The following is a 24,837-nucleotide window of genomic DNA, read 5'->3' on the forward strand; positions in this document are numbered from 1 at the left end:
TCTACAGCAGCCTCATTCTCCGTCAAGCGATTTCGAAAATTTCTTTTCAATCTCAACCACTTGCGCTTTCGATCAACACCTAGCTTCTCGTCAGCGGGCGGCGAATTCTACAGCGTTTAAAACCACTGTCAACACCCCCTTCTACCGCTTCCGATCACCTCGACCGAACCCTTCAGACTCAAACATCACCCCTGAAGAGAAGGCGCATTCTACGCAGCTTTCGCTGCTTTGCAACCCCTTATTTAAATCTAACTTCTTGTTTTATAAGAAGTTTAAGGAGCCGCATGTGCCTTAAGAGCTGCGCATTATAGGGACTCAAACCCTGAGGTCAACTGATTGTTTCATATTTGTTTCGCCGACACGGCAGCCACTGCGAACAGAACCAAGCACCGCACCGCCTGCACATACGACAAAGCCGTTGAAGCTTGCGCTTCAACGGCTTTGTCGAACCAACAGCACAGTAACTAGGCGCCCTTACCGCGACGCAAACGCAGTAGGTACTGAACAGGCCCCGAGGCCGCATAGGCCAGGAAGATGATCAGCAGAATCCGCGGCGGATCACTGAACACAACCGCGAATACCAGCACCACAGCCAGAATCGCCACAAAAGGCACACGCCCCTTCAAGTCGAGATCCTTAAAGCTGTTGTATTTGATATTGCTGACCATCAGCATGCCAGCAGCTGCGACCAGGATCGCGACCACAAAGGCCATGTTCGAGCCCTTTATACCGAAATCACTGAAAGCCCAAACCGTTCCCGCCACCACACCAGCTGCTGCTGGACTGGCTAAGCCGATGAAGTAGCGCTTATCAACACTGCCAATCTGCGTATTGAAGCGCGCCAGTCGTAACGCTGCACCCGCCACATAGATGAAGGCAACCATCCAGCCAACCTTACCCATGCTACCCAGCGCCCACTCAAACGCCAGAAGCGCCGGCGCCACACCAAAGGCAACCATATCGGACAGCGAGTCATACTCGGCACCGAACGCACTCTGCGTATTGGTCAGGCGCGCCACACGCCCATCTAGACCATCAAGCACCATCGCCACAAACACAGCCGCCGCAGCCACATAGAAGTTGCCGTTCATGGCATTGATGATGGCGTAGAAACCAGCAAACAGGTTGGCCGTGGTAAAGAGATTTGGCAGTAGATAGATGCCACGGTGGCGCACCTTACGCCCCTCTGCGTCGCGCCCCTCCTCCACATGCTCATCGATAGGCAGCAGACCTTCGGCGTCGACGGGAGACTTGGGCTCATCTGGACGTTCATTCATGAACAACACCTTGCAACGGATTTGGATAGATTCGACAGGCACCAACGCTAAGCGTTCACGAAAGCACCCATGCACACCCAGGCTTTATACCAGAAGCCTTGCTACACCATGAAAAAACGCGGCCTTGGCCGCGTTTTTTCTTACATCATAAAACCTTAGTTCTTAGTCTTATCGACGATTTTGTTGGCCGAGATCCACGGCATCATGGAACGCAGCTTCTCACCGACCACTTCAATACCATGAGCCGCGTTGTTGCGACGGTAGGCCGTCATGGATGCATAGTTGGTAGCACCTTCCTGGATGAACATCTTGGCGTACTCACCATCCTGGATACGCTTCAGCGCATTGCGCATGGCGGCACGAGATTCGGCATTGATCACTTCAGGGCCGGTCACGTACTCGCCGTACTCGGCATTATTGGAGATCGAGTAGTTCATGTTGGCGATACCGCCTTCGTACATGAGGTCAACGATCAGCTTCAGCTCGTGCAAGCACTCGAAATAGGCCATTTCTGGCGCGTAGCCAGCGTCTACCAGGGTTTCGAAGCCAGCTTTGACCAACTCAACGCAACCACCACACAGAACCGCTTGTTCGCCGAACAGATCGGTTTCAGTCTCATCCTTGAAGGTGGTTTCGATGATACCGGTACGGCCGCCACCTACGCCGGAAGCGTAAGACAGGGCAACATTCTTGGCATTCCCGGAAGCATCCTGATAGACAGCAATCAGATCAGGGATACCACCACCTTTGACGAACTCGGAGCGCACAGTGTGACCCGGCGCTTTCGGCGCGATCATGATCACGTCGAGATCGCTACGCGGAACAACCTGGTTGTAGTGGATCGCGAAGCCGTGGGAGAAAGCCAGAGTGGCGCCCTTCTTGATGCTCGGCTCGATCTCGTTCTTGTACAGCTGGGACTGGAATTCATCCGGAGTCAGGATCATGACCAGGTCAGCACCGGCAACAGCACTGGCCACGTCGGATACTTTCAGGCCATGGGCTTCTGCCTTGGCAACAGTAGCCGAACCTTTACGCAGACCAACAGTGACGTCGACACCGGAATCTTTCAGGTTGCACGCCTGGGCGTGGCCCTGGGAACCGTAACCAATGATGGCAACTTTCTTGCCCTGGATGATCGAGAGGTCACAGTCTTTGTCGTAATAAACTTTCATGTTTTTGGCTCTTTTAATCGAAGGAGATGGGGTGCATGCACCGCGACGAAGACACCTTAAGTGATTCGCACCGTTGCGTAAAATGATATATTTGCAACACAACATGCCGATAATTGAAACGATAATGGACAGCCACACACTCCAGCTCTTTCTCTCCCTGGCCGACAACCTGCACTTCGGCAAAACCAGCCGCGAGCAGCATGTCAGTCCTTCTGCACTTAGCCGCAGCATCAAGCAGCTTGAGGATGAACTCGGCGCACCGCTGTTTCTACGCGACAACCGCTCGGTACGCCTGACCCGCGAAGGACAGCAATTTCGCGAGTATGCCAGCGAGGTCATGAACGGCTGGCAAGCCATGCGCCAAACCTTCAAACAGGATCAATTAATTCTGCATGGGGAGCTCTCGCTCTATTGCTCGGTAACCGCCAGCTATAGCTTCCTCTATGACATCCTGAGCAGCTTTCGCCAGGACTACCCTCGCATTGAAATGAAGCTGCACACAGGTGACCCGGCAAAAGCCGTTGAACGCGTACAGGAAGGGCTGGAGGACCTGGCCATCGGCGCCCGCCCCGACAGTTTGCCAACTGGCGTCGCATTTCAATCGATTGCCCGTTCTGCCTTGTGCTTTATCGGCCCACTGTCTCCCCAGTTGCTAACCGAGGAGCAACTGAAGCACCCCGGCACAGAAACCTGGAAAGACGTACCGATGATTCTCTCAGAAGAAGGGCTCGCCCGAACTCGCACCGACCGATGGTTGAAAAGCCACACCATCAAACCGCGCATCTATGCCCAGGTCAGCGGTAACGAAGCCATCGTCAGCATGGTCAGCCTGGGCTTCGGCATTGGCGTCGTGCCGCAGATCGTCCTCGATAACAGCCCGCTGACGGCACGCATCCGCATCTACGATATTCAGCCGCCACTGACGGCCTACGACATCGGCCTGTTCGCGCTGGAAAAGCGCCTGAAAGAGCCGTTGATCAATGCTTTCTGGAATCGCCAACGCTAACAACGGCTACGCAATAGGCAAGGCACTTACTCTCGAAATGAAAAAGCCCCCGGAGAAATTCCCCCGGGGGCTTTTGCTTATATCAGTGCAACGCAATCAGATACTCAGCACCTTGTCACCGCGGGCAATGCCGGTGACACCACTGCGCACGGTTTCCAGAATAGACGTGGTGCCGATGGCCTGGATAAAGCTATCGAGCTTATCGCTCGTACCCGCCAGCTGGATGGTGTAGACGCTGCTGGTCACATCGACGATCTGCCCACGAAAGATGTCGGTGGTGCGTTTGACCTCGGCACGCTGAGCGCCTGTGGCCTTGACCTTGACCAACATCAGCTCGCGCTCGACATGAGCACTTTCTGACAGATCAACCAGCTTGACCACCTCGACCAGCTTGTTGAGGTTTTTGGTGATCTGCTCGATAACTTCATCGTGACCCACAGTGGTCAACGTCAGACGCGACAAGGTCGGGTCTTCAGTCGGCGCCACAGTCAGGCTTTCGATGTTGTAGTTGCGCTGCGAGAACAGACCGACCACGCGGGACAATGCGCCGGGCTCGTTTTCCAGCAGCAGGGAAATAATGTGTCGCATGATTAGGTACGCTCCGTCTTGCTCAGCCACATATCGCGCATTGCACCGTCTTTGATCTGCATCGGGTAGACGTGCTCACTGGTATCAACCTGGATGTCGAGGAAAACCAGGCGATCCTTCATCGCAAAAGCCTCTTCCATCTTCGGTTTGAGGTCCTTGAGATCAGTGATGCGGATACCAACATGACCATAGGCTTCGGCCAGTTTGACGAAGTCCGGCAACGACTCCATGTAGGAGTGCGAGTGACGACTGCTATACATCATGTCCTGCCACTGACGCACCATACCCAGCGCGCCGTTGTTCAGGTTGACGATCTTCACCGGCAAACCGTATTGCAGGCAGGTCGACAGTTCCTGAATGTTCATCTGGATGCTGCCTTCACCGGTAACACAGGCTACCTCTTCATCAGGGAAGCTCAACTTCACCCCCATGGCGGCCGGGAAGCCGAAGCCCATGGTGCCCAGACCACCGGAGTTGATCCAGCGATTCGGCTTGTTGAAGCGGTAGTACTGCGCAGCGAACATTTGGTGCTGACCAACGTCCGAGGTCACAAAGGCATCGCCCTTCGTCACTTCAGAGAGCATCTCAACCACAGCCTGCGGCTTGATAACGCTACCGTCACCCTCGTTATAGGGGAACAGACGACCGCTGCCACGCCATTCGTCAATCTGCTTCCACCAGCTCGCCAAAGCATCCTTGTTCAGCTGCTCACCGATCTCTTTGAGGATGGCGACCATCTCGGTCATCACGCTATCAACCGGGCCAACGATTGGAATATCGGCCTTGATGGTCTTGGAGATGGAGGCTGGATCGATATCGATGTGAATGATCTTGGCATTCGGGCAGAACTTGCTCGCCCCGTTGATCACCCGGTCATCAAACCGCGCACCCACTGCCAGAATCACATCAGCATGGTGCATCGCCAGGTTAGCGGTGTAGCTGCCATGCATACCAAGCATGCCGAGGAACTGACGATCAGTGCCGGGATAGCCACCCAATCCCATCAGGGTATTGGTGACGGGCAGATTAAGCATTTGCGCCAACTCAGTCAGCGGCGCTGCAGCACCGCCCATGATCACACCGCCACCGGAGTAGACGATTGGACGCTTGGCCGCCAGCAACAGCTCGGCCGCCTTGCGGATCTGCCCGGAGTGACCGCGTAGCGCAGGGCTGTAGGAGCGCAGCTTGACCTTCTTCGGATAGACGTACTCGAACTTTTCAGCCGGGTTGGTCATGTCCTTGGGAATATCCACAACCACCGGGCCTGGACGGCCGGATTGCGCCAAGTAGAAGGCTTTCTTCAGGACTTCCGGGATTTCCGAGGCATGCTTGATCATGAAACTGTGCTTCACGATCGGCCGAGAGATACCGATCATGTCGGTTTCCTGAAAGGCGTCGGTGCCGACCATGTTGCTGGGCACCTGGCCCGACAGCACCACCATCGGAATAGAATCCATGTAGGCAGTGGCAATACCGGTGATGGCATTGGTTGCGCCAGGGCCAGAGGTCACCAGCACCACACCGGCTTTACCGGTGGCACGGGCATAACCATCAGCCATATGAGTTGCGGCCTGCTCGTGACGAACCAGGATGTGATTCACTTCCGGTTCTTTAAACAGGGCATCGTAGATATGCAGCAGAGCACCGCCCGGGTACCCATAGATGTTCTTAACGCCTTCGTCACGCAAAAAGCGGACGACCATTTCAGCGCCGGATAAAAGCTCCACGTTGTTCACCTCTAAAACGCCAGAAAACCGTCCAACAGAGGGACGGCCTAAGATAGGTTTACTGTCAGCAGAGCATGAGCGACGGTGGTCGCCGACTACGTCAGCTACTACTGAGCAAGTATTGGGAAAGTCCCTTGGTGTTGCGGGATTTTCCCACCCAGCGCGAGGTAACGCGTTGCGGGTGTAACAGGTCGGCGCGGGTGTGCACCTCATGTCTACTGAGCTAAAGCCTGCTTGCGGCGGACTCCACTACAGTGAGCGTGGAATTGTTGAGATTCGGCGCGGCCAAGTCAAGCAATCAGTGACTGAATCTGCAATCTTCTGCTGTGACGCAGCGCAGGATGACGATTCAAACATTTTGGTTATAGTAGTGAGCAGGCACCGCAGCTCAACATAAGGAAAACGCATGCGCCGCATGATGATCACCAGCAGCTTGATGCTCGCCATGAGCGCCACCGCAATGGCCAGTCAGGTTTACAAGTGGGTCGACGCCAAGGGCGTGACACACTTCAGCGCGCAGCCCCCGCAGGGGCAAGAGGCGACCAGCATCAATACCGCCGTGCCGGCCCTCAAGCCAGCAGCCAACGAAGAACCTAAACCCGCACCGACATTCGAAAGCATTGCGAACCCCGAACAGGCGGCGATTGACGAAAAAGTTAAGAAGGACGTTGCCGCCAAGGAAGCCGAACGCAAAAAATATTGTGAGAACGTGCGCACCAATCTGGCGCAACTGCAGAACAATCCACGCCTGAGCATGGAAGTGGACGGTGAAGTGCGCCGCCTGACTGAAGACGAACGCCAAGCACGCATCAGCGAAACGCAGAAGTCGATTACCGACAACTGCGAGTGAAATAATAGGCGCGACTCAGGTCGCGCCAGCAATCAACTGATCGAAGTCACCCAACAGCCTGATCAACTCCCGTGCACGCTTCATCTCACCCTGATAAACCTGTTCGGCCATTGGCTGGATGCCAGATGCTGTCGGCAAGGTAGCTGCAGACTCGAGCAACTGCTTCATGCGCGGCAGGAAAATCCACTGTAACCACTGCTCAAACGCCAGAGTATCAACACAGAACGGCTGTTGACTGGCCAGCGCCTCAGCCGCTGGCGACTGTTCGCTCCACCAGTTCTGCAGGCGCAATTCACGTTCGATCAGTAGCAACTGCTCCGCCAGCAACGGGATACGCGCATCCATCACAAGCTGACTCTCGCCTGCTCACGGGCTTGCGCTGCGCCCGCCGTATCACCTTGACGCTCACGAGCCTGAGCTATCAGGTTCCATAAACTGGCCTGCAACGCTGGACGCCCACTGGCATAACTCAAACCACGCCGGGCAAACTGTTCGGCCTGCGCGGCATCACCTTGCGCCAGACGTACCTCTGCCAGGCGGTAGAGCACCTGCGGCTCACGCGGAGCAATCCGCTGGGCACGCTCCAGACTCGAGGCAGCGCCATTCAGATCGCCACCACCCTGTTGTTGCTGAGCGGTGGTCAGCAGGGCGAGCACCGGACCATCCAGCTGTTCGTCCATGGCCAGGCCACCACTGGGAATTCCGCTGGGTGCAGGCGCAACATAACCACCCTGGGTAGCCGGCGGCGTGGCGCTCCAAGGCTGGCTCGACGCACCGACATCCAGTGGCGCGTTACCGGCCGGGAAGGATTGAATCGGCGTAGTTGTGCCACCCCCTGGAACCATCACCACCACACCGGAATCTTCCGGCAATGCTTTCACCTGAGGCGTTGCGGCCGGGTAACCGGTAGCAGCAGAAGCCTGACCGGAAGAGACTGAAGAACCGCCCTCAACAACAGGAATCGAACCGCGCGGCACACTGCTGCAACCCGCGAGAACCAAAGTGGCCGTTACAGCAGGAATCAACCATTTATTCACAACACACCCTCTCACTTAATCCAACCAGCCGCGAACCCAATCCATCACCTCATTGGCCGGCGCCTGAATGCCACAGCCAAGCCCAGCAGCGGGTTGGCTGCCGCGAATATAAGGCATCTGTACCGCATTCGGACAACTCGGATCAGTGCCCTGTCCACTACTGGCATCGATCCAAGCCTGCACCACATTCTCCGGCACCGGCATGTCCAACGGCAACGGATCGGCCTTGCGCATAAAATCCGTCCACACCTGCAACGCCCCTGTGGCGCCAGTCAACGGCGTAGGCCCGTTGTCATCACGACCCAGCCAGACCACCGCCAGAACATCCTGACTGAAGCCGGCAAACCAGCTGTCTCGCGAGTCGTTACTGGTGCCAGTCTTGCCGGCCAGCGCCAGCGAGCGCGGCAACTGACCGTATACAGAGCGCCCTGTGCCCTCAGACATCGTGCGCCGCATGGCATTCTGCAGCAGGTAGATGGCACCACTGTCGAAACGCTGCTGAATTTGGAACGGATAGCGCTTGAGGGGCTGCCCGTCTGCTGTGAGCACATTGCGGATACTGCGCAAGGGCGTATTGAAGCCGCCATTTGCCAGTGTCTGGTACATGTTGGCAACGCTCATCGGACTCAAGCCACCCGCTCCCAACAACATAGAGGGATAAGCCGGCCACTCCTGCTCGACACCCAGACGACTGAGGGTCTTCAGCACTTCCGGCACACCGATTTCCAGCCCCAGCTTGGCAGTCGAGAGGTTGTAAGAGTTAACCAGCCCCTGATACAGGTAAATCGTGCCATGAGCCTTGCGGTCATAATTCTGCGGGCTCCAAACCTGGCCGTTCTGGCCTTTGATGGAGAACGGCTGATCTTCAAGCAAACTGGTCAGGGTGTACTGACTCGGTCGCTCGAGTGCGGTCAGGTAGATCGCCGGCTTGATCAACGAGCCGATCGGCCGTACCGCATCCAGCGCCCGGTTGAACCCAGCAAAGCGCGGCTGACGGCTACCTATGATGGCCTGCACCTCGCCACTTTCCGGGCTGGTCACGACCATGCCCGCCTCAACCTGGTCGACCCCCTTACGCCCGGATAAACGTTTGAGGCTGTCCGCCAGAGCACTTTCCGCCTTGAGCTGCAAAATCGGGTCGAAGCTGGTGAAAATGCGCAGGCCTTCTTCGGTCAGATCCTGCTCCTGGTAATCTTCGCGCAACTGACGCTTGACGAGATCGAGAAAAGCCGGAAATGAACTGTCCGCCAGACTGCCTCGACGGGTGATACCCAGCGGCTTCTGTTTCGCGGCGCTCACATCTGCCGCACTCACAACACCCTGCTCTGCCAGCACATCCAGCACCAGATTACGGCGCTCCAGTGCACGCTCCGGGTTACGCCGCGGGTTGTAGTAGGTCGGCCCCTTGACCATACCGACCAGCAGGGCGACCTGATCAAGCTTCAGCTCGGAGAGGGGCTGGCTGAAGAAATACTGGCTGGCCAGACCAAAGCCATGCACCGCGCGCTGGCCATCCTGACCGAGGAAAACCTCGTTGAGGTAGGCTTCAAGAATGTCCTTCTTGTCGTAATGCAGCTCAAGCAAAACGGCCATCATGGCTTCGGTGGCCTTGCGCGAGAGGCTGCGCTCATTGGTCAAATAGAAGTTCTTTACCAACTGCTGAGTCAGGGTACTGCCGCCCTGACGCAGCTGACCGGCGGTGGCGTTGATCCAAACCGCGCGGGCGATACCCTTGGGCGACACACCAAAGTGATTGAAGAACTCACGATCCTCGATCGCCACCAGGGTTTCAACCAGATAAGGCGGCACCTGCTCCAGCTTGATCAGCACGCGGTCTTCCTGATGCGCTGGGTACAACCCGCCGATCAGCAGCGGCTCAAGGCGCGCCACGGCTAGGTTGCCACCGCCAGCCTGAGTCAGCCCAGCAACGTAATCGCCGGAAAAACGCACACGCACACGCTGTGAAGGCTCCGCGCTTTCATAGAACTGGAAGCCACGCGAATGCAGCTCGATGTTATTGCCCGCTACCGAAATGCTACCGGGACCGACCACCGTGTTTTCCCGGCGATAGCCCAGGGCATCCAGCTCCTTGAGAAAGTCATCCTTGGCCAGCTTCTGCCCCACGAACAGCTCCAGCGGCCGAGCGTAGACCTTGGCGGGCACGGTCCAGCGCTTGCCGGAGAACTTCTCCTGGACCACAGCATCGAGATAAACCGCAAACACGGCGAGCACCACCAGACCGACCAGGCTGAGCTTGAGAGCCCAGCCCAGCCAAGGGCGCATACCGCCGGTGCGGCGTTTAGAACGGGGACGGGAAGATCGGGTACGAGTCATGGCGCGGCATTATACGCACTTTGCCCACTTGCCAGCAGGCCGCCGCTACGGTTTGCAGACTGGCCTTGAGCGGCCATAATGGACGCCTCTTATTTCAGTACAACGCCAAGGATCGCCCGTGAGCCAAGCTCTGATCGCCGCATTGCAAAACCCGGCACTCTACCCTCATCCGGTGGAGCAGTTTCAGGTCATCGAAACCCATATTTCCTGGGTGATACTCACCGGCCCCTTCGCTTACAAAATCAAGAAACCAGTGAATTTCGGCTTTCTCGATTTCACCGAATTAAGCGCCCGCGAGCACTTCTGCAAGGAAGAGCTGCGCCTCAATCAGCGCCTGACTCAAGGCCTTTACCTGGACGTGCTGCCGATCAGCGGCAGTGTCGAGGCACCACAACTCGGCGGTAGCGGAACGGCCATCGAGTATGTGCTGAAAATGCGCCAGTTCCCGCAAAGCCAATTGCTCAGTGATGTACAGGCACGCGGTGAATTGACTGAAGCGCACATCGACGACCTGGCCAAGCAGATCGCAGACTTCCATGGCACCACACCTGCAGTGGCAAGCAGCCATGCGTTGTGCTCGCCAGACGCCATCGTTGCGCCAATGCGGCAGAACTTCGAGCAGATCCGCCCACTGCTCAATGATGCCGCCGACCTGCAGCAGCTGGCGGCTCTGCAAGACTGGACCGAAGCCACCTACACCCGCCTGGAGCCACTGCTTGCCGAACGCGCCAACAGTGGCTCGATCCGCGAATGTCATGGCGACATCCACCTGGGCAACGCCACCCTGCTCGACGGCCAGGTCGTGCTGTTCGATTGCATCGAATTCAACGAGCCATTCCGCCTGATCGATATCGCCTCGGACGCGGCCTTCCTCGCCATGGATCTGGAAGACCGTGGCCTCAAGGCGCATGCCTGGCGCTTCATCAATGCCTGGCTGGAGCACACCGGTGATTACGCAGCACTGGAGTTGCTGAATTTCTACAAGGCCTACCGCGCCCTGGTACGCGCCAAAGTCGCGCTGTTCAGCCTGGCCCATCAGACCGATGCGGTGCAAAAAGCCGTAACCCTGCGCCAATACCGTAACTACGCCAACCTGGCGGAAAGCTACAGCGCCATCCCCTCTTGTTTCCTGGCTATCACCCACGGTGTTTCTGCCGTGGGAAAAAGCCATGTGGCCATGCGCCTGGTCGAGGCACTGGGTGCTATTCGACTGCGTTCGGATGTAGAGCGCAAGCGACTGTTCGGCGAACAGTCGCTTGCAGACCTCGGCAAGTTGAGCGCCGGCATCTACACCCAGAACGCCAGCGCCACCACTTACCAGCGCCTGCACCAACTCGCCAAAGCGACCCTGCATGCCGGGTTTCCAGTAATCATCGACGCCACTTACCTCAAGCAGGCACAGCGCGAGGCAGCCAGTCAGGTGGCCGAAGCCTGCGGCGTTCCCTTCATCATTCTGGAGTGCAGCGCCCCTGACGAAGTTATCGCCAGTTGGCTGGAGCAGCGCAAAGCCGCTGGTAGCGACCCATCCGATGCCACCATGGATGTTGTGCTCGCACAAAAGGCGAGCCGCGAAGCACTGAGTGACGGTGAACTGCTGCACAGCAAGCGTGTCGACACCCACGAAAGCGCCAGCCTGGACACCCTGATCGCGCGCATTCGCCAACGCCTTCCGGGAATCTGATTGACACATAGGACGTAGTACTGCTGGAAGCAGACTGCGCCACGGCTTCTATACTTGGAGTAAGCCCCAACACGGAGATAGCCCATGAGCCAGCCCAAACAGTTGGACAATCCACTGTACGCACTGATTCACAATGAAAAAGTATCGGCATTCAATGCGCAGAAGCCTAAAGACACCGTCGTTGATTTGAGCGACGGTGACTTTCGCGGACTGGATCTACGTGCTCTTGATGCGCACGGCATCAATTTCACCAACGCCTACTTCCGCGGTGCCGACTTGCGTGGCCTGGATCTGCGCAACTCTCAACTTGAAGGTGCCAGTATTGCCCATGCGCAAATATCAGGAGCCTACTTCCCTGTCGAACTGACCGCAGATGAAATCCTCATGTCCGTAAACTTTGGTACACGCCTGCGCTACAAGACACGGTAAGCATCAACGTCAGCCAACTTTTCGGCGCGCTGGCAGCCGCTTACCCCACTTTTCGCCCGCATTATCCAGCACACATATCTGCCTGGATGGCAGCCCGACCCCCACAGTGCCTGCTCGCCTTGGACATCGCTTACGGCAATGGCCAGGCAAGTTATCTGCGGTTAGAACACTTGGAGCAGGTTCTGACATGCAATCGCAGTATTGAACAACTGCAGGCAAGCCGAACACGCTCACATATGCAGCTCTTTGCGACGCACGCACAGGCCGAGCCATTAACCAACCAAAGTATCAACCTGATGGTGATTGCGCAGGCATTGCATGGGTTCGCCACCCCGGTCTTTTTCAAGAATATGCACCGCCTGCTCAAACCTGGCGTGATCGACTGTGCTTAGTGTTACGGCCCGCTGCGCATCAACGCAGGGCTGGATGAACTGATCGACCATCTTTACTGGCAAACGCTGGACGATTTCTGGCCGGCAGGTCGGGCCAGTGTTGATGCGGGTTACCGTGATATGCCCAATCCCTTTAGCGGACTGAAACCAACGAGCTCATCCGTCCAAAAATACTGGTCACTGGATCAATTACAGGGGTATCTGCGGACGTGATCAGCATTGCAACGCTATGTACAACACCACAGCCAAAACCCGTTGCAGCAACTAGAGCCTGAGACTCGCAGAACCTGCGGGTATACCAGGCAACCACACTTTATCCAGTGGCCGCTACACTTTCTTGCAGGTACGCCAAACTGCCCTATCCGCACGACTGCCCAGCAGCGCAAGGAGGCCTAATGAACGATGAACTGCAACACATGAAAAATCTCGGTAAAACCTCAGCCCAATGGTTACATGCAGTGGGGATCCATAGCGCCAATGACCTGCGCCGCCTGGGATCGGTCAGCGCATACCGAGCAGTGAGAGCGCGAGGCTTTAGAGCATCGAAAGTACTGCTGTACGCAATCGAAGGAGCATTGCTGGATGTTCATTGGAATGAACTACCACCCAGCCTGAAAGCGGATCTGAACGGCCAGCTCAATGAAACTTCTCACCACAACAAGAGCTAGCTCACAACCTCTAAGGCTAACGATTTACCGGAAGCCCGCTGGCAACTATTGTTTTAGGGACGTTCGTACGGTTTAGTATGCCCAGCCAGTTCAAGGAAATTCACTCATGTACTTACTCGGGGAGCAACCGGCTTACGCCGACCAGCTGATCAACCGATTACAAAGCATCCCGATGCAATTGCTTGAGGGCCTTGCCCCGGCGGCATCACCACTGCATCTCGAGCGTGCGGATGATCTGGCCAAAATTCTGCCGAGCAACCAGTTGTTCATCATTGAAAACGGTCTCTTACATGCAGTCGTTGATGATCGACCTCTGTTCTATCTGCAAGAAGGTGATCTGGTCGGCCTGCGGCAGGGCCTGGACATGCCGAGCTGCCGCTACAGCAGCGAAGAACAGCTGAGCCTGATTCCCTACTCGCGCAGTGAGGTGTTTCAGCACATCTATGCCAGCGAGCAGCGCCAGGAACTCTTTATCCAGTACCTGATTGGCCATACCGCTTTGCTGTCAGATGCACTGGCTCGTCTGAAACAACCTGAAATACGCCCCTCCACTGGCTTCCAACACTTTGCCGCAGGAGAAGAATTGATCCACCAAGGCGATGTGGCCGACAACGTATTCATCATTATAGAGGGCCATGCCGAGGCCTATGTAGACGGGCACAAGGTCGGCGACGTGCAGAAAGATGAAATCTTCGGTGCCATGGCCGTATTCACTCGCGAACGGCGCAGCGCCACCGTACTGGCCAGCGAACCTTGCACCGTGATGGTGATCCCCAAGGAGCAATTTCTCAGCCTGATGCAGAGCAACCCACGCATTGCCCACAGCCTGATCGAGAGCATGGCCAAGCGCATCGACCTGCTCAATAAAGAAGTCACACAGCTACGCTTGCCGGCTGCAGATGCCTGAATGCGGCACGCTAACAAACCCGGCCTAGCGCCGGGTTTGTTGTTAATGGCCGTCACAAAATCAGCCATCACCGCAAAAAGTTTTAGCAAAGACATTGACTTGAAAATGAGAATTGTTATTATTACCTCAACTGGTCGCGAGATCAGCCGATAAGCTTAAGAGACCTTCAGTCGGCCTCTTCAGATTATCTCCTCATCAGGCTAATCACGGTTATTGACCCGGCTTCTGCCGGGTCTTTTTTTGCCTACGGGAAAGCACCGCGGCACAGGACAAAATCCGGAAAGAGATCGACTCCAGCCTGGAATTGAATAAGGGCTGGCGGCATTGGGCACATCCGTCAGACACGTAATCCGATGCACTCAGACTAAAATGCAATGCGACGCCCTATTGCGAGCCTCGCGCAGATACAACGGCTGAGCGGACAATCTCCGGAGAACCCGCAGACAACTGCTCAGCCGCTGGCCAGCCTGGCTATGGGCGCAGTTTTGCGCAGTGATCCTGCTCCGGCTGAGCCGGTGTGTACCAGACGTAATCGGCCGATTGCGCAGCCACCTGGCTACCAACCTCCGCCAGAATCAGTACCTGCACACCTGCAGCTGCACCCAAATCCTGCAAATGCAGCGGCACACCCAACTCACGGCGCACATGGAAGGCGCCGGCAAACAGCAGGCTAGGCTCAGGCGCAGCCAGCAGGGCTTCGGCCATACGCCGATCCCGCTGTTGCTGCACGGCGAGCATGGCCGGCAACTGACTGTCCGGCAGCAGGTTGCAATGCGACTCGCGAATCTGCTTGAACAGCGCTTCGCGCACCGGCGCAGCCGTGGATGCCGGACCTTGGAGTTGTGGTACCCGGGCATAAATCTGCATAACTTCGCGGCGCTCAAGGTTGGCTGAAAGCAACGGATACGGCTGACGCAGCGCATGTTGTACGAGGGGGCCGTACAGCGACCAAGCCCAGCCCGGCTGCCAGTTCAAAGCACCCAGCATGTCCTGCGGCGCCTGTCCGGCAACGATGGCAGCACGCACCTGATCGACTTTGACCTGCTGATCCGGCGTCAGCATTTCCAGCAGCAGGCTGCCCTGTGGCCGCTGCGCAGCAAGCGCCCGCAACAACCAGAGCTGCAATGCATGGTGATCGGGGTTGTCATGCCGCTCGCCGACCAGCACCTTGGGCGCAGCAGCCAGACGCGTCAGCAGTTGCTCAGGCGTCAGCCGCGCGCCGGTACGCAACTCGACAATCTGCCCCAATTCAGGATGCTGCAGCCCCTCGGGGCTTTGCCAGACGGGTAACGCCGGTAACGCCTGACAGGCACTTAACAGCGCAGCAACCAGCAATAACACAATACGCATAAACAAGACCTTAACGAGCAACGATTAAAGGGTGACCCCGTTCCGGATGCTGCTGCACCAGCACTTCGAGACCAAACACCGCCTGCAATGGCTCGGCGCGCAGCACGGCCTCAGGACTACCGAGCGCATGGGGGCGGCCTCGCTCCAGCAGCAACAGACGGTCGCAGTAACGCGCGGCCAGATTGAGGTCGTGAAGAATCACCAGTACCGCGGCGCCCTGCTCGACGAAAGCGCGGGTGGCCTGCAATGTGGTGTGCTGATGCAGCGGATCAAGCATTGAAGTCGGCTCATCGAGCAGCAGTATCTGCCCTCCCCCCCCCGGCCAGAGCTGAGCCAGCACCCGCGCCAGGTGCACGCGCTGGCGCTCGCCGCCGGATAACGCCAGGTAACTGCGTCCGGCCAAATGCAAGGCATCGGCCGCCTCCAGCGCCTGCTTGATGATCTGTGCATCGCGCACACGCCCACTGGCGTGAGGCAAGCGGCCCATGCCGACCACTTCTTCCACACGAAAGGCAAAGTTCAATGTCGAGGTCTGTGGCAATACCGCCAGACGTTGCGCGCGCTCGCTGCCGGGCCAGTCCTGCAAGCGCCGTTGATCCAGCCAGACGTCGCCATGGCTCGGCTGCAACTCGCCACATAAAGCACCCAGCAAGGTACTCTTGCCAGCACCATTTGGGCCCAACACGCCGAGCACTTCGCCCGGACGCAGCTCCAGGTTGATATCCGCCAACACCGTACACGGGCCGCGCTGTACCGCCAGATTTTCCGCGCGCAGCATCAGGTACGCCCCCGCAGCAACAGATAAAGGAAGAACGGCGCGCCAATCAGCGCCGTGACAATACCAATCGGCAATTCCGCCGGCGCCAGCACCAGCCGTGCCACCAAATCCGCCAGCAGTAGCAGACTGGCACCCGCCAGCGCTGAAGCCGGCAACAGCACACGATGATCCGGCCCCACGAGCAGACGCACGAGATGCGGCACCACCAGGCCGATAAAGCCGATCATCCCCGCCGCGGCTACCGCGGCACCTACGCCCAGGGCGGTGCAGAACACCAGTTCAGCCTTGATCCGCTCAACAGCAAAACCCAGGTGGCGTGCTTCAGACTCGCCCAACAGCAAGGCATTCAGCGCCTTGGCCCGTCGTGGCAACCACAGCGCCACGGCCGCCGTCACCAGCAGCAACGGCCACAGACGCGGGTAGCTGGCGCCATTTAGGCTGCCCAGGTTCCAGAACGTCAGGGTACGCAAGGTGGCGTCATCGGCCAGGTAAGTGAACAGACCGATGGCAGCACCGGCCAATGCGGTGAGGGCAATACCGGCCAGGAGCATGGTCGCCACATTGGTTTCACCATCACGCCGGCCCAGGCGATAAACCAGAGCCGTTACCCCCAAACCACCGATAAAGGCACACACCGACAATAGATACGGCGCGAACGCTTCCGGCAAGCCGCCCAGGGCCGCACCACCGACAATCGCAATCGACGCGCCGAGGGCCGCGCCGCTGGATACGCCAATCAACCCAGGGTCTGCCAGCGGGTTACGAAACAACCCCTGCATCGCCACCCCGCACAGCGCCAGCACTGCACCGACCAGCAGCCCGAGCAGGGTGCGCGGAAGGCGGATCTGCCCGAGGATCAGTTCGGCCTGGGCCAACTCATCGCCCGCGTGCACCACCCCCAGCAGGCGCAACGCCGCCTTGAGCGTATCGAGTAGCGGCAGGCTGACTGGCCCCAGCGCCAGGGATAACCAGAGCGCGAGCACCAGCAACAGGCTCAATGCAATAAACAGTGAGCGCGGTCGAATAACAGGATTCATGGCGTGGGCTTAGCTTCGGCGACCAAAGGTTGGCTGGCAGGATAAAAGGCTGCGGACAAGGCCGCCAGCCCATCCGGCAAACGCGGGCCGAGACCGCCGACCAGCAGCGTCGGGTCAAGCATCAGCAAACGCTGGTTACGCGCTGCCCGGGTCGCCGCCAGCGCGGGATTCTGCTGCAACAATGCCTCACGCGCAGCATCACCGGACAGGCTGCGGTCGGCGATGATCAGCACCTCGGGATTAAGCGCCAGCAGGGCTTCGGTGGACAGCGCCTTGAAGCCGCGGTGGCTGGCCAGATTGCGCCCGCCGGCACGCTCGATCAGCCAGTCGGCCGACGTGTCCTTGCCACCCGCCATCGGACTACCGCCGGCATGCCCGAGTAATAGCAGCACGCCCGGCGCCGCCTGTTGACGCTGCGCGCTCACCAGCCAGTCGGCCTGCTGCTGCAAGCGCTGCTGATAGGCCGCAAAGACCTGATCAGCGCGTTGCGGCTCGCCTAACAGAGTGCCGATGCGCTGCAGACTGGCCTGCACACTGCTCAGGTCCGCCTTGGACGAGAGCATTTCCACTCGCACACCGGCGCCGCGCAATTGCGCCAGCACCGGCGGTGGCCCCATTTCTTCACTGCCGATCAGCATATCCGGGCGCAGCGTCAATATGCCTTCGGCCGCCAGCTGGCGCTGATAACCGATACTCGGCAGCGCACGCAGCGACTCTGGATGCTGACTGGTGCTGTCCACCCCGACCAGACGGCTTTCGCCACCCAGCGCCACCACCCACTCGCTGAGTGAACCACCGGAACTGATCCAGCGTTGCGGCAACGGCTCGGCGGCCATCGCCGAGGCACAGGACAACAGGCTCGCGCACAGGGCGAGCAGAGAGCTAAGGGGCTTCATGGGAATTCTCTAGGGAAACAGAAGTGAACGCCGGCCCCGGTCAAACCAGTGGCGCGGCGCATCAACCACAACGGCTAAACCGACTCAGGCCGGTAGAGCCACGGCCTCCTCGGCCAGGGCACGCCAGTCCTCACGTTCTGGAACACCCGGTTTGCGCGCACCAAACAGCTGCACCACCAGCTCGCCTTCAGCATCAAAGGCCTCCCAACTGGTGATCACACCGTCGGTGCTCGGCTTACGCACACGCCACAGTTCGGTCACGCCAGTGGTTTGCAGGTGCAGATTGAACTCGGGGTCCAGCACATTGAACCAGGTGTCCATCCAGCGCAGATTCTTCACCGGTCCGGAATGGATCTGGATGCAGTGGCGGTTGCCAACAAACACCATAATCGGCACATCCCGAGCGCCTGCCTGCTCCAGTAGCTTCGGCAGCTCGCTCATCGCCAACGGCTCCGCCCATTCGCGCCCCGCCAAACGCAGCGCCTGGGTACGGGTGGTACCGTGCTTTTTCAACAGGGCAAAGAAGTGGTGTGTGTCTTTCAACGACGACCAGCCAACGCGTAGCGCATTGGCATCAATCACCGTATCGGCCTGCGCCTGGGTTGCCGGCGGCAGTGGCAGCAGGTCCAGCTCGGCACTCTGTTCACTGGCGGCAAAGCGTTCCAGCAGAGGCTCCCAGGCCTGTACTTGGCTGTCCTCGGTGAGAAACACCTTGTGCACTGCCGTACCCTGACGGTCGAATATCTGGATGCTGCGCTGGGTGCCCTTGCCAGTCTGCTCCTCAATGGCAAACACGCTGGCCCAGCCGCCGAGGAACAGGCGCAGATCGATATCGGCCGACACCACCAGGCCCATCTGGCCATTACCCGTCACCGTGACCTCACGGTAATAGCCCTTGCGTTCATGCACGCAATGCTCGTTGCGGGTGAGCGCCATCACATAGCCCAACGCCCCCAATGCCGGCAGCAGTTGCGCCCACTCCGGGCGTAGCCGCAGGGTATCGACACCAAGCCGGCTGGCAACCAGCTCAGCCTCGCTCACCGCCAAACGCTCGGCGGCATCTCGCGCACGCAGGCGTGGCTGTTCATTGCGCAGGACTTGCCAGGCCAGGTAGAGATCATTGCTCACCGCGGCGGACTGGGCGGTTGTATTCATGCTGAGTTCCTCATTGATGGATCATCGACTTGCCGTCAGGGCAAACTGAATTGGGATATGGACACGGCTGGGTACGGCCTGACCGTCTGTGGTTTCGGGGCTGAAACGCCATGCGGCAACGGCTTGCAGCGCGGCACGATCAAGACTCTCAACCCCCGAGGAGCGCAGTACGTTGAGACTGCGCTGCTGCCCCAGCTCATCCAGACGCACCTCCAACAGGACAATCCCCTGCTGATTGCGACGACGCGCCTGGGACGGATAACTCGGCTGACGCGGTGGCTCACGAAAGCTCGGCCTACGACTGAACACCTCAGCCACTACGCGTGAACGGGCCGGTTCGGCCGACTCAACCCGAGCCGGATTTGCCACAACGGCCTGCGTGCGGGCGACCTCAACCGGTACGACCTCAGCGACCGCTTGCTTCGGTGGCACCAATAAAGGGGCAGGTTTCGGCTGAAGCGCCACGGCCGGCTTGACGGGCTGCACCGCCGCCGGCTTAGGCGGTAACGCCGGCGGCGGTACGGCTGGTGCCTTGTGCTCAACCGGAGCAGGCGCCAGCAGCACAGCCGTGATGTGTGGCTGCAGGGCCTGAACACTGGCGTGCGCGGCATTCAATTCTGGAGGCTGCGCAACGCCATACAGCAGCCAGCCGGCGACATGCAGCGCCAGCGATAGCAGCAGGGAAAAAAATATACGAAGCATGTTGGCGCGCACTCGATCAAATACGAATCTATTTGATAATTATTTGCATTAGCGTGTCAACATGGTTTAGCGTGCCGCCGATGCCAACCCGGCGGCCAGAGAAGCCGCCCGTATGACCCTGGAGTCCCTATGCACAGAAGTCCTCCGTTCGCCCGCCGTCCCTGGCTTGCCCTGCTGTTGCTGAGCCCCTCATTGGCGCTGGGCGCAGAACAGCCCGCCAACCAGTTCGACACAGTGACCGTCACGGCCACCCGCACCGAGCAAACCCTCGACCAGGTGCCGAGTACCGTATCGGTGCAGACCGAGCGCGACATCGACCAGAAGAACGTGAAGAACATTCAGGATCTGGTGCGCTATGAGCCGGGCGTTTCCGTTGGCGGCAGTGGTGATCGCTTTGGCCTGTCGGGCTTCACCATTCGCGGTATTGGTGGCAACCGCGTCCTGACCCAGGTTGACGGCATCGGCATGCCGGACGCGTTCTCTTTTGGTGGTTTCCTCAGTGCCAAACGCGATTACGTCGACATCGATACCGTCAAGCAGGTGGAAATCATCCGTGGCCCCGCCAGTTCGCTGTATGGCAGCGATGCAATTGGCGGCGCAGTGAGCTTTCTGACCAAGGATGCCGGCGATTATCTGGACGAAGGCGATGACGTATACGCCCGCCTGAAAACCGGCTATGACGGCAGCGATGACAGCTGGCAGCGCAGCGCCACCTTTGCCGCACGTCAAGGCCAGGTCGATGGCCTGCTGCACCTGGGCCGCCGCAGCGGTCAGGCCACCGACACCCACAGCGGTCAGGGTGGTATCGGTGGCACCCGTGAGCAGGCTAACCCGCTGGACTACCGCACCGACAACCTGCTGAGCAAATTTGGCTGGGATTACAGCGACAGCGGTCGCCTGCAACTGACCTATGAGCGCTACCAGGACAATACCGACACCCGCGTGCTGAGCAACTACAGCAATACCGCCGCCATCCGCACTCAGAATGCAGAAGACCGGGTTGATCGTGAGCGTTACTCTCTCGCCCATACCCTGCAACTCGATACCCTGGTGGCTGATCAGATCCACAGCCAACTGAGCTACCAGGACAGCCAGACCCGCCAGCAAACATTCGAAGACCGCGTGGTAACAGGTCAAGCCCGCTTCCGCACACGGGATTCCTACTACGAAGAAAAACTCTGGGCGTTCAATACCAAGCTGGACAAGGCGTTCAGCATCGGCAGCACGCAACATGCACTGGTCTATGGCCTGGACGTCAAACACCTGAAGAACGCTGACCTGCGCGAAGGCGGAGAAACCGTACTGGCCAGCCGCGTAAATACCCCCGTACTGCCCACTAGCGACTTCCCCGATCCGACCACCAAGGAATACGCGCTGTTCGCCCAGGACAGCATCAGTATCGGCCGCTGGACCCTGCTACCGGGCTTGCGTTATGACCACTACGAAATGCAGCCGCACGTCACCCAGAAGTACCTCAACAGCCAGGCCACGGATCGCAACCCGAGCGATTTCAAAGACTCGGCCATTTCCCCCAAGTTCGGTGTGACCTACCAACTGGACGAGGCCCACAGCGTCTACGGTCAGTACGCTGCCGGCTTCCGTGCCCCCCAGGCGATCGAGATCTTTGGCGAGTTCGCCAACCCGGGCATGTACCGCACCCTGGCCAATACCAACCTGAAAGCCGAAACCAGCGACAGCTTCGAGCTGGGCCTGCGCGGCCAGTACGCCATCGGCAGCTTCGGTGCGGCGCTGTTCTACAACCAGTACGACGACTTTATTGAGCAGGTCAGCCGACCTTCCAGCGTGCCGGGTTTCCCCTTCGGCGAATTCCAATACGTCAACCGTGACCGCGTGACCATTCGCGGCGCGGAAGCCAAAGGCGAACTGTTCCTCGACCAACTGGGCCTGCCGGCAGGCTGGAAAGCCCGTGGCAGCGTGGCTTACGCCCGCGGCAAGGATGAAGGCACAGGCCAGCCGATCAACAGTGTCGACCCGCTCAAGGGCGTCTTCGGCCTGGGCTACAGCGAGCCGAGCGGCACGTTTGGTGGCGAGCTGAGCTGGACCCTGGTGGCGGCAAAAACCCGCGTCGACATGACCCAAACCGCCAATCACGTCGAAACATCGGGTTATGGCGTGCTCGACCTCAACGGCTGGTGGCAGATGACTGATGCCTTCGCCGTGAATGCCGGCCTCTTCAACCTGACCGACAAAGAGTACTGGCAATGGGGTGATGTACGCGGCCTGACCGAAAACAGCCCAAGCCTGGGCCGTTTCAGCCAGCCGGGCCGCCACGCCGCCGTCAATCTGGTCTGGGAAATCTGACCCGGCAACACATCTACCGCGCGATTAACTCGCCGCGACAAAGCGTTCCACTTGGCGCAAGGATGCGCCCTCCTCTTTCACTTCCACGCCAGGGCGGCATAATGCCGACCTGGCGTGGAGGTTCCTATGTTGCGTTTATGTGCACCCAATGAAGTGGCCGAAGGCCAGAGCCGGGGCTTCGCGGTTGCAGGTGAGAAGCTGTTTGCCGTGCGCAAGGACGGTCAACTGTATGCCTATCGCAATCGCTGCCCGCACCGCGGCATCCCGCTGGAATGGCTGCCCGACCAGTTTCTCGATAGCAGCGCCAGCCTGATCCAGTGCGCCACCCACGGCGCGCTTTTTCTCATCGAATCCGGCGAATGCGTTGCCGGCCCCTGCGCCGGGCAATCGCTGCAAGAACTTGCTATCCGCGAGGATGATCAGGCCATCTGGGTTGATCTAAATGAAACCTAGAGGCCTGCAGCCTGCAAGCGCTGTGCATGCTCAACAAACAGCTTGACCGGCTCGGCGCCTTTGCCGACCAGGCCGAAGGTCTGATTGATGATGTCGAAGTGATCCAGCGGGTACTGATCACCAATCACCGTGCCCAGGTGTGAGCTGTAGCGTCCGACCATGCCATCGCACTGCCCCACCTCGCGCTGAAAGGTCTTGGCAAACAGGCGGCAGGCAACATTCGGCCCGTCGAAGCGGTTGCCGCCTTTATCGGTGATACCGGGCTGAATGGTGCCGGACCAGGAGTAGTAGCGCACGCCATTGACCTCAGCCGCGCCCTCACCGCCCCAGACCGCCGGCAAGCCCTGCGGATACCGCACATTAAAGGCCGCCACGCCGTCGCGGGTCAGCGATTGCTGCGCCGCAGCTACATCAATCGGCAGTGGCTCGCCTTTATAACCGCGCTCCAGCCAGGCCATGCAACGTGCCACGCCACTTAATAAGACACTCAACACACGCTCACGCAGGCTGCCATGCGGGACTTTTCGTTTGAGAAAATCCGCCAATTCCGAACCATGATTAGGCCCGGCAACCGAGGTAACGGACGCCACCCATTCGGGCTTTAGCGCCGCCGCATAACGGGCGGTCAGGGCGCCCTGACTGTGGCCGATCAGGTGCACCTTGTCGGCACCGGTCCGCTGCATCACGTCAGCAATGCGCAGCAGCAGTTGCTCACCGCGCACCTCGGTGCAATGCACCGGCGACACCAGAACCGGGAACACCACGGCCCCCATACGTCGCAGCACCGACACAATGCCGTACCAATACGGATAGCCAAGCAAGCTGATAAACCCGAGCAAACCGGGCACCAACACCAGCGGATAACGGGGAGCAGAAGACGTCATGGGCAACCTTCCTGGTAATCATGTGTTGAACGCCGCCAAGCACTCTCAGCCTATGACCACACTAACCCGCAAAGATTACGCCAGGGTGGCGTCATGCCTGCTGCGGCAACCCGGTAGAAGGCGCAAGGCGATAAATCCAGATACGTGAGAGCACCGTTCTGAACTGATGCCAGAGACTGCCACTGTTATAGACCTGACCATAACGCTCAGCGATCTCACGCACGTCCAAGGCCAACGCCGCATAGCGCCGCGCCGGCAGATCGGGGAACAGGTGGTGTTCGATCTGATGGCTGAGGTTACCGGTTAGGATGTGAAACAGCGGCCCGCCGTTCAGGTTGCTGGACCCGCGCAGCTGACGCAGGTACCAGTGACCGCGACTCTCGCCGACCACGGATTCTTTGCTGAACACCGCGGCTTGCTCGGTGAAGTGACCGCAAAAGATCACCGTGAAGGTCCACAAGTTGCGGATCAGGTTGGCCACGGCATTACCGGCGAGCACTGCCGCGGCATTGGCGCCGATCAGCAGCGCCAGCAGCGGGAAGGCCAGGTAATCCTTGCCCCATTGACGCAGCACCTTGACACTGAACTGCCTGATCAGCGGGCGCACCTCGGCCTTGCTCAGCTTGCCTTTGTAGACCTTGTCCAGGCGCAGGTGCTGAATCGCCACCGAATACTGGAACAACACCGCCTGGATCGTCACCCACAGCGGCTGCCAACGGTAGAACGGCTTCCAGCGCTGTTCGGGAAACAAGCGCACCACGCCATAGCCCACGTCATCGTCCATGCCCAGTACATTGGTCCAGGTGTGGTGCACATGGTTGTGGGTGTGCCGCCAGAAGTCGCTCGGCCCGGCGATATCCCATTCATAAGTGCGTCCGGCCAGTTCAGGATCGTTCATCCAGTCGTACTGGCCGTGCATCACGTTATGCCCCAACTCCATATTTTCCAGAATCTTGCCCAGCCCCAGCAGCAAAGTGCCGAGCAGCCAGGTCGGCGGAAACCAACCGAACATCAAAAGCCCGCGCCCGCTCCAGCAACAGCAGCGCACCGCGGCGCGAATCCGGCGGATATAGCGAGCATCTGCCTCGCCGAGATCGGCCAGGGTGCGCTGGCGCAGCGCATCCAGCTCCTGGCCGAATGCATCCAACTCGGCAGCGGACAGGTGACGGTCTGCGCGCATGGGGTTACCTCG

25 protein-coding genes are annotated in these 24,837 nt (G+C 58.9%); 10 read left to right on the forward strand and 15 right to left on the reverse strand.

All coding sequences use genetic code 11. The features are described from left to right. The coding region (locus DBR00_RS20815) for a hypothetical protein (protein ID WP_218276628.1) at positions 1 to 295 on the forward strand (295 nt) is incomplete at its 5' end. 169 nt (positions 296 to 464) lie between these two features. Here the strand turns inward: DBR00_RS20815 and pssA are convergent. Continuing rightward, entirely contained in the window at positions 465 to 1,277 is an 813-nt protein-coding gene (gene pssA / locus DBR00_RS15205; RefSeq protein WP_108488671.1) for a CDP-diacylglycerol--serine O-phosphatidyltransferase, read from the reverse strand. 155 nt (positions 1,278 to 1,432) lie between these two features. Then, positions 1,433 to 2,449, reverse strand: a complete 1,017-nt coding sequence (gene ilvC, locus DBR00_RS15210; protein WP_108488667.1) for a ketol-acid reductoisomerase — start codon at positions 2,447 to 2,449, stop codon at positions 1,433 to 1,435. 124 nt (positions 2,450 to 2,573) lie between these two features. On the opposite strand from ilvC, the gene ilvY reads away from it, so the two are divergent. Continuing rightward, positions 2,574 to 3,455 (forward strand): HTH-type transcriptional activator IlvY, encoded by an 882-nt coding sequence (gene ilvY / locus DBR00_RS15215; RefSeq protein WP_108488666.1) that lies wholly within the window; start codon positions 2,574 to 2,576, stop codon positions 3,453 to 3,455. A 96-nt stretch (positions 3,456 to 3,551) separates the two neighbouring features. On the opposite strand, the gene ilvN is transcribed toward ilvY, so the two are convergent. Continuing rightward, positions 3,552 to 4,043 carry an acetolactate synthase small subunit gene (gene ilvN / locus DBR00_RS15220; protein WP_108488665.1) on the reverse strand — a complete coding sequence of 164 codons (492 nt, stop codon included), beginning with the start codon at positions 4,041 to 4,043 and terminating at the stop codon, positions 3,552 to 3,554. Positions 4,044 to 4,045: 2 nt separating this feature from the next. Next, positions 4,046 to 5,770: an acetolactate synthase 3 large subunit gene (locus DBR00_RS15225; protein ID WP_108488670.1), complete on the reverse strand. Its 1,725-nt coding sequence runs from the start codon at positions 5,768 to 5,770 to the stop codon at positions 4,046 to 4,048. Positions 5,771 to 6,176: 406 nt separating this feature from the next. On the opposite strand from DBR00_RS15225, the gene DBR00_RS15230 reads away from it, so the two are divergent. Further along, positions 6,177 to 6,620, forward strand: coding sequence for a DUF4124 domain-containing protein (locus tag DBR00_RS15230; protein ID WP_108488664.1), 444 nt, complete (start codon positions 6,177 to 6,179; stop codon positions 6,618 to 6,620). 15 nt (positions 6,621 to 6,635) lie between these two features. On the opposite strand, the gene DBR00_RS15235 is transcribed toward DBR00_RS15230, so the two are convergent. From DBR00_RS15235 to mrcB, 3 genes are read right to left on the reverse strand one after another with little or no spacing between them, the layout of a single operon-like run. Next, positions 6,636 to 6,965 carry a YqcC family protein gene (locus DBR00_RS15235; protein ID WP_108488663.1) on the reverse strand — a complete coding sequence of 110 codons (330 nt, stop codon included), beginning with the start codon at positions 6,963 to 6,965 and terminating at the stop codon, positions 6,636 to 6,638. Further along, a complete protein-coding gene (locus DBR00_RS15240; protein WP_108488662.1) occupies positions 6,965 to 7,657 on the reverse strand; it encodes a M48 family metallopeptidase in 693 nt (230 codons plus the stop codon). Before DBR00_RS15240 ends, DBR00_RS15235 begins: the two co-directional genes overlap by 1 nt. A 15-nt stretch (positions 7,658 to 7,672) precedes the next feature. Beyond that, complete coding sequence (mrcB, locus tag DBR00_RS15245; protein WP_146180697.1) at positions 7,673 to 9,991, reverse strand: penicillin-binding protein 1B; 2,319 nt, start codon at positions 9,989 to 9,991, stop codon at positions 7,673 to 7,675. Between the two features lie 118 nt (positions 9,992 to 10,109). Here mrcB and DBR00_RS15250 point away from each other — a divergent pair, with 118 nt between their 5' ends. The 5 genes from DBR00_RS15250 to DBR00_RS15270 all read left to right on the forward strand — a co-directional run bounded on the left by DBR00_RS15250 (position 10,110) and on the right by DBR00_RS15270 (position 14,068). Next, positions 10,110 to 11,672, forward strand: coding sequence for a bifunctional aminoglycoside phosphotransferase/ATP-binding protein (locus DBR00_RS15250; protein WP_108488660.1), 1,563 nt, complete (start codon positions 10,110 to 10,112; stop codon positions 11,670 to 11,672). An 84-nt stretch (positions 11,673 to 11,756) separates the two neighbouring features. Then, positions 11,757 to 12,101 (forward strand): pentapeptide repeat-containing protein, encoded by a 345-nt coding sequence (locus tag DBR00_RS15255; protein WP_108488659.1) that lies wholly within the window; start codon positions 11,757 to 11,759, stop codon positions 12,099 to 12,101. A 119-nt stretch (positions 12,102 to 12,220) separates the two neighbouring features. Further along, the gene (locus tag DBR00_RS15260; RefSeq protein WP_158271574.1) at positions 12,221 to 12,493 is read left to right on the forward strand and encodes a methyltransferase domain-containing protein; all 273 of its coding nucleotides are present in this window, start codon (positions 12,221 to 12,223) and stop codon (positions 12,491 to 12,493) included. A gap of 395 nt (positions 12,494 to 12,888) precedes the next feature. Then, on the forward strand, positions 12,889 to 13,161 hold the full coding sequence (locus tag DBR00_RS15265; protein ID WP_108488657.1) for a TfoX/Sxy family protein: 273 nt from the start codon (positions 12,889 to 12,891) through the stop codon (positions 13,159 to 13,161). 106 nt (positions 13,162 to 13,267) lie between these two features. Continuing rightward, entirely contained in the window at positions 13,268 to 14,068 is an 801-nt protein-coding gene (locus DBR00_RS15270) for a Crp/Fnr family transcriptional regulator (protein WP_108488656.1), read from the forward strand. Positions 14,069 to 14,539: 471 nt separating this feature from the next. On the opposite strand, the gene DBR00_RS15275 is transcribed toward DBR00_RS15270, so the two are convergent. The 6 genes from DBR00_RS15275 to DBR00_RS15300 all read right to left on the reverse strand — a co-directional run bounded on the left by DBR00_RS15275 (position 14,540) and on the right by DBR00_RS15300 (position 19,986). Next, the gene (locus tag DBR00_RS15275; RefSeq protein ID WP_108488669.1) at positions 14,540 to 15,418 is read right to left on the reverse strand and encodes a ChaN family lipoprotein; all 879 of its coding nucleotides are present in this window, start codon (positions 15,416 to 15,418) and stop codon (positions 14,540 to 14,542) included. Positions 15,419 to 15,428: 10 nt separating this feature from the next. After that, positions 15,429 to 16,196, reverse strand: coding sequence for a heme ABC transporter ATP-binding protein (locus tag DBR00_RS15280; RefSeq protein WP_108488655.1), 768 nt, complete (start codon positions 16,194 to 16,196; stop codon positions 15,429 to 15,431). After that, positions 16,196 to 17,179, reverse strand: a complete 984-nt coding sequence (locus DBR00_RS15285; protein WP_177480008.1) for an iron ABC transporter permease — start codon at positions 17,177 to 17,179, stop codon at positions 16,196 to 16,198. The genes DBR00_RS15280 and DBR00_RS15285 overlap by 1 nt, the downstream gene beginning before the upstream one ends. Before the next feature lie 50 nt (positions 17,180 to 17,229). Next, the gene (locus DBR00_RS15290) at positions 17,230 to 18,129 is read right to left on the reverse strand and encodes a hemin ABC transporter substrate-binding protein (protein ID WP_108488653.1); all 900 of its coding nucleotides are present in this window, start codon (positions 18,127 to 18,129) and stop codon (positions 17,230 to 17,232) included. Positions 18,130 to 18,213: 84 nt separating this feature from the next. After that, positions 18,214 to 19,284, reverse strand: coding sequence for a hemin-degrading factor (locus DBR00_RS15295; RefSeq protein WP_108488652.1), 1,071 nt, complete (start codon positions 19,282 to 19,284; stop codon positions 18,214 to 18,216). A gap of 21 nt (positions 19,285 to 19,305) precedes the next feature. Further along, entirely contained in the window at positions 19,306 to 19,986 is a 681-nt protein-coding gene (locus DBR00_RS15300) for an energy transducer TonB (protein WP_108488651.1), read from the reverse strand. Positions 19,987 to 20,115: 129 nt separating this feature from the next. Here DBR00_RS15300 and DBR00_RS15305 point away from each other — a divergent pair, with 129 nt between their 5' ends. Together DBR00_RS15305 and DBR00_RS15310 are read left to right on the forward strand one after the other, a co-directional pair. After that, entirely contained in the window at positions 20,116 to 22,308 is a 2,193-nt protein-coding gene (locus DBR00_RS15305; protein ID WP_108488650.1) for a TonB-dependent hemoglobin/transferrin/lactoferrin family receptor, read from the forward strand. A 126-nt stretch (positions 22,309 to 22,434) separates the two neighbouring features. Beyond that, the gene (locus tag DBR00_RS15310) at positions 22,435 to 22,761 is read left to right on the forward strand and encodes a Rieske (2Fe-2S) protein (protein ID WP_108488649.1); all 327 of its coding nucleotides are present in this window, start codon (positions 22,435 to 22,437) and stop codon (positions 22,759 to 22,761) included. Here DBR00_RS15310 and DBR00_RS15315 read toward each other — a convergent pair. Next, a complete protein-coding gene (locus DBR00_RS15315) occupies positions 22,758 to 23,645 on the reverse strand; it encodes a triacylglycerol lipase (protein WP_108488648.1) in 888 nt (295 codons plus the stop codon). The two genes, DBR00_RS15310 and DBR00_RS15315, sit on opposite strands and share 4 nt — an antisense overlap. Before the next feature lie 91 nt (positions 23,646 to 23,736). Next, positions 23,737 to 24,825: a fatty acid desaturase gene (locus DBR00_RS15320; RefSeq protein ID WP_108488647.1), complete on the reverse strand. Its 1,089-nt coding sequence runs from the start codon at positions 24,823 to 24,825 to the stop codon at positions 23,737 to 23,739. Between the last annotated feature and the right edge of the window lie 12 nt (positions 24,826 to 24,837).

Source organism: Pseudomonas sp. HMWF032 (genome assembly GCF_003060885.1).
In the GTDB taxonomy this organism is placed as follows: domain Bacteria; phylum Pseudomonadota; class Gammaproteobacteria; order Pseudomonadales; family Pseudomonadaceae; genus Aquipseudomonas.

Excerpts from the sequence above, each read along its gene's own strand:
- DBR00_RS15275 (WP_108488669.1), bottom strand. The coding sequence starts at position 15,418 with ATGCGTATTGTGTTATTGCTGGTTGCTGCGCTGTTAAGTGCCTGTCAG.
- DBR00_RS15310 (WP_108488649.1), top strand. The coding sequence starts at position 22,435 with ATGTTGCGTTTATGTGCACCCAATGAAGTGGCCGAAGGCCAGAGCCGG.
- DBR00_RS15320 (WP_108488647.1), bottom strand. The coding sequence starts at position 24,825 with ATGCGCGCAGACCGTCACCTGTCCGCTGCCGAGTTGGATGCATTCGGC.
- DBR00_RS15290 (WP_108488653.1), bottom strand. The coding sequence starts at position 18,129 with ATGAAGCCCCTTAGCTCTCTGCTCGCCCTGTGCGCGAGCCTGTTGTCC.
- pssA (WP_108488671.1), bottom strand. The coding sequence starts at position 1,277 with ATGAATGAACGTCCAGATGAGCCCAAGTCTCCCGTCGACGCCGAAGGT.
- mrcB (WP_146180697.1), bottom strand. The coding sequence starts at position 9,991 with ATGACTCGTACCCGATCTTCCCGTCCCCGTTCTAAACGCCGCACCGGC.
- DBR00_RS15300 (WP_108488651.1), bottom strand. The coding sequence starts at position 19,986 with ATGCTTCGTATATTTTTTTCCCTGCTGCTATCGCTGGCGCTGCATGTC.
- ilvN (WP_108488665.1), bottom strand. The coding sequence starts at position 4,043 with ATGCGACACATTATTTCCCTGCTGCTGGAAAACGAGCCCGGCGCATTG.
- DBR00_RS15280 (WP_108488655.1), bottom strand. The coding sequence starts at position 16,196 with ATGCTGCGCGCGGAAAATCTGGCGGTACAGCGCGGCCCGTGTACGGTG.
- DBR00_RS15230 (WP_108488664.1), top strand. The coding sequence starts at position 6,177 with ATGCGCCGCATGATGATCACCAGCAGCTTGATGCTCGCCATGAGCGCC.
- DBR00_RS15255 (WP_108488659.1), top strand. The coding sequence starts at position 11,757 with ATGAGCCAGCCCAAACAGTTGGACAATCCACTGTACGCACTGATTCAC.
- ilvY (WP_108488666.1), top strand. The coding sequence starts at position 2,574 with ATGGACAGCCACACACTCCAGCTCTTTCTCTCCCTGGCCGACAACCTG.
- DBR00_RS15315 (WP_108488648.1), bottom strand. The coding sequence starts at position 23,645 with ATGACGTCTTCTGCTCCCCGTTATCCGCTGGTGTTGGTGCCCGGTTTG.
- DBR00_RS15295 (WP_108488652.1), bottom strand. The coding sequence starts at position 19,284 with ATGAATACAACCGCCCAGTCCGCCGCGGTGAGCAATGATCTCTACCTG.
- DBR00_RS15270 (WP_108488656.1), top strand. The coding sequence starts at position 13,268 with ATGTACTTACTCGGGGAGCAACCGGCTTACGCCGACCAGCTGATCAAC.
- DBR00_RS15235 (WP_108488663.1), bottom strand. The coding sequence starts at position 6,965 with ATGGATGCGCGTATCCCGTTGCTGGCGGAGCAGTTGCTACTGATCGAA.
- DBR00_RS15305 (WP_108488650.1), top strand. The coding sequence starts at position 20,116 with ATGCACAGAAGTCCTCCGTTCGCCCGCCGTCCCTGGCTTGCCCTGCTG.
- DBR00_RS15265 (WP_108488657.1), top strand. The coding sequence starts at position 12,889 with ATGAACGATGAACTGCAACACATGAAAAATCTCGGTAAAACCTCAGCC.
- ilvC (WP_108488667.1), bottom strand. The coding sequence starts at position 2,449 with ATGAAAGTTTATTACGACAAAGACTGTGACCTCTCGATCATCCAGGGC.